The sequence below is a fragment of the Photobacterium sp. genome (genome assembly GCF_033720175.1).
GTDB lineage: Bacteria > Pseudomonadota > Gammaproteobacteria > Enterobacterales > Vibrionaceae > Photobacterium.
The window spans coordinates 1-2,878 of sequence record NZ_JAWWDA010000035.1; the positions used below are offsets into that span (position 1 = coordinate 1).

The 2,878-nt window shown below is 48.6% G+C and carries 4 protein-coding genes and 1 pseudogene; 3 read left to right on the top strand and 2 right to left on the bottom strand.

Annotated features, from left to right (window positions below):
- Window positions 1-28: 28 nt before the first annotated feature.
- Window positions 29-541, bottom strand: a complete 513-nt coding sequence (locus R3289_RS20460) for a GNAT family N-acetyltransferase (RefSeq protein ID WP_318927750.1) — start codon at window positions 539-541, stop codon at window positions 29-31.
- 177 nt (window positions 542-718) lie between these two features.
- Here R3289_RS20460 and R3289_RS20465 point away from each other — a divergent pair, with 177 nt between their 5' ends.
- Genes R3289_RS20465 through R3289_RS20475 form a run of 3 tightly spaced genes read left to right on the top strand, consistent with a single transcriptional unit; the run spans window position 719 to window position 2,040 of the window.
- Window positions 719-1,198: a peroxiredoxin gene (locus tag R3289_RS20465; protein ID WP_318927751.1), complete on the top strand. Its 480-nt coding sequence runs from the start codon at window positions 719-721 to the stop codon at window positions 1,196-1,198.
- A gap of 14 nt (window positions 1,199-1,212) precedes the next feature.
- Entirely contained in the window at window positions 1,213-1,500 is a 288-nt protein-coding gene (locus R3289_RS20470; RefSeq protein WP_318927752.1) for an MGMT family protein, read from the top strand.
- Between the two features lie 42 nt (window positions 1,501-1,542).
- Window positions 1,543-2,040, top strand: a complete 498-nt coding sequence (locus R3289_RS20475) for a GNAT family N-acetyltransferase (protein ID WP_318927753.1) — start codon at window positions 1,543-1,545, stop codon at window positions 2,038-2,040.
- A gap of 161 nt (window positions 2,041-2,201) precedes the next feature.
- On the opposite strand, the pseudogene gyrB reads toward R3289_RS20475, so the two are convergent.
- Window positions 2,202-2,878, bottom strand: a pseudogene (gyrB, locus tag R3289_RS20480) (DNA gyrase subunit B); the annotation flags it as partial.

Here is a 2,878-nt window from a genome sequence, read left to right on the forward strand (position 1 = left end):
TGACTTCAGAGCGTTCAAGCAACTACGATCAATCACGCAATTCCTTCAAGAACCATCGATCACACGCATTGTGCGCTGTCTGCAACAACGGTGCCGGCAGCTGGATAAACCCAGAAGAGCGATATAAACGTTCTGCCTGCGACATGGTATGCAGCGTTTCCAGATAGCACCAACCATAGTGGCTTTTCGCGAACGCCAGCGCTGTCTTAATCAATTGCTGCCCGACGCCCAGGCCACGCGCATCCCCGCTCACATACATTTTCTGCAGTTCACAGACGGCCGATAACGAAGTGGAGGCCAACTGGCCGATGCCGCAACCACCCACCAGCCGCCCCTGAACCTCCACAACCCAGTAGGCCATACCCGGGCGGTCGTAAGCTGAAGTAAGATCGGACAATTCCGGATCCTGCCAGGCAAATCCCGGCCTGTTCGCACCAAATTCTGTCAATACGGTGCGGATGATCCTTTCCATGTTTTCATTGTCTGCGTGGGTGATTGGTCGCAGTATTATGTTGTCTGTCTGACTTGTATTCTTAACCATTCAGTATCATCTTTACTTTGTTTAACCATTAACCGCACGTGTGACACAAACCAATGAGTTGTTTTACTAATTGGCAATATGCTCCGGTACTGAACGCACCGGGTAATTGAAGCAACGGCTCTGAGTTTGGGTCACGAAAGAGAAATGTAAACTTAACCTAATTGGAAATCTAACTCTATGTCTATTCAAGTTGGCGATACGCTGCCCAATGTTAATCTTTACCAAATGACGGAAACGGGTCCGCAAGCCGTCAGCACAGAAGCCCTGTTCAGCGATAAAAAGGTGGTGCTGTTTGCCTTGCCAGGGGCTTTCACCCCAACGTGCAGCGCGGCGCACGTTCCGGGTTTTGTGGTAAAGGCCGATGAAATTAAAGCACGCGGGGTGGATTCAATCATCTGTACCAGCGTGAATGACGCTTGGGTAATGGACGCCTGGTCAAAACAACAAAACGCCGACGCTATTTTAATGCTCGGTGATGGCAGTGCTGATTTTGCGGATGCCCTCGGTCTCACTGTCGATCTGACCGAGAAAGGCATGGGTGTAAGGTCTCGTCGCTACGCCATGATTGTTAATGATGGTGTTGTTGAGTGGCTTGGGGTCGATGAACCTGGCGAATTTGAGCTGTCCAGTGCCGACACTGTCTTGACGCAACTCTAATCCGAACCAAGCAAATGACATCAAAAGACGTGTTTTATCAAACGCTGGCTGCGGTGCCAAAAGGTAACTACACCAGCTATGGCAAATTGGCTGAGTTGTGTGGCGTTCACGTCAGGCAAATACAAGCCTGGTTAAGAACGCTGCCCAGGGATTCTGGATTGCCGTGGTACCGGATTATCAACAGTCAACGTAAGATTACTGAACACGCTGGCGCGGCGCGCCAGTATCAGTACTTAGCAGAAGAAGGTCTATTGCCAAATAAGCATGGAAAATTTCCTGAAGAATTTTTCTGGCCTAAATAGTATTCTGCTCAACCTCCCTCACCCCTTCTTGGAGAAATTCAGGTGGCTTTTTTAATCCGTCCGGCCGAGTTGGCAGACCTTCCTGCGATGGTCCAGATCCTAAACCCATTTATTAATGAAACGGCGATAACTTTTGATACTGAACCTTACACCGTAGACACCCGCCGCCCTTGGTTTAATCAGTTTTCGACATCGGGCAGACACCGTTGTTTGGTCGCGGAAGCGAATGGACGTGTCGTCGGTTATGCCAATAGCGGTCCACTTCGACCAAAACGCGCTTACGACACCTCCGTCGAAGTCAGTATTTATAAGGCACGGGATTACCATGAAAAAGGCTTGGGCAGTGCACTTTATGACAGATTGTTTTCAGAATTGGCTGATGAAGATGTACATCGAGCACACGCGTTAATCACGCTACCGAATAAAGCCTCTGTCGCCATACATCAGAAATTCGGTTTTAAAGAAGTCGGTACATTGCATGAAGCCGGCCGTAAGTTTGGGCAATACCATTCTGTTTATTGGATGGAAAAGCGTTTCTGAATGCTTATTCTGATGCAGTGTTCCACGTGGAACACTATTTGATTTGACCCTAGATCCCCTGGAATAACTAGCCCCTCTATCGAACTCACGTTGCTGACAGACACAAAAAAGGCGCTGAAATCAGCGCCTTTAAACAAGTGAAACCTTTCAGCGACTGTGATCTAGTAATCCAGATTCGACACCATCAAAGCATTTGACTCGATAAATTCGCGACGAGGTTCAACATCATCGCCCATGAGTGTGGTGAAGATCTGGTCGGCGGCAATAGCGTCTTCAACCGTCACCTGCAACATACGACGGGCATCTGGGTCCATCGTGGTTTCCCACAATTGCTCAGGATTCATCTCACCCAACCCTTTATATCGCTGGATCTGATATCCACGTTTCGCTTCGTTCATGAGCCAGCTAATAACTTCTTCAAAGCTTTGAATTTCGCGCTTCTTATCATTACGCTGAATATAAGCACCATCTTCAATCATGCCCTGCAAAATAGCGCCCAACGCCACGATCGCCTCATAATCATGACTATTAAAGAAGTTATGAGAGAATACATAATCTGTTGATAGTCCATGCGCTGTGGCCTGTACCATCGGTAGCCAGAGGTGCCGTTCTTTGTCTTCGGTAATCGACGCCTGATACACGGTGGCACCCGATAAGACTTCGGCAAAGCTCTCGCTGAGCTGATCGACCCACTCGGCAACGACGTCCTGATCTTTCATCATCTCTTCGGTAAGTGTTGGCAAGTAGATCAACCGTTCCAAGACCGCTTTTGGATACACGCGACTCATCTTGTCGATCCGCGCATGCACAGCATTAAACTGATTTACCAGGTTTTCCA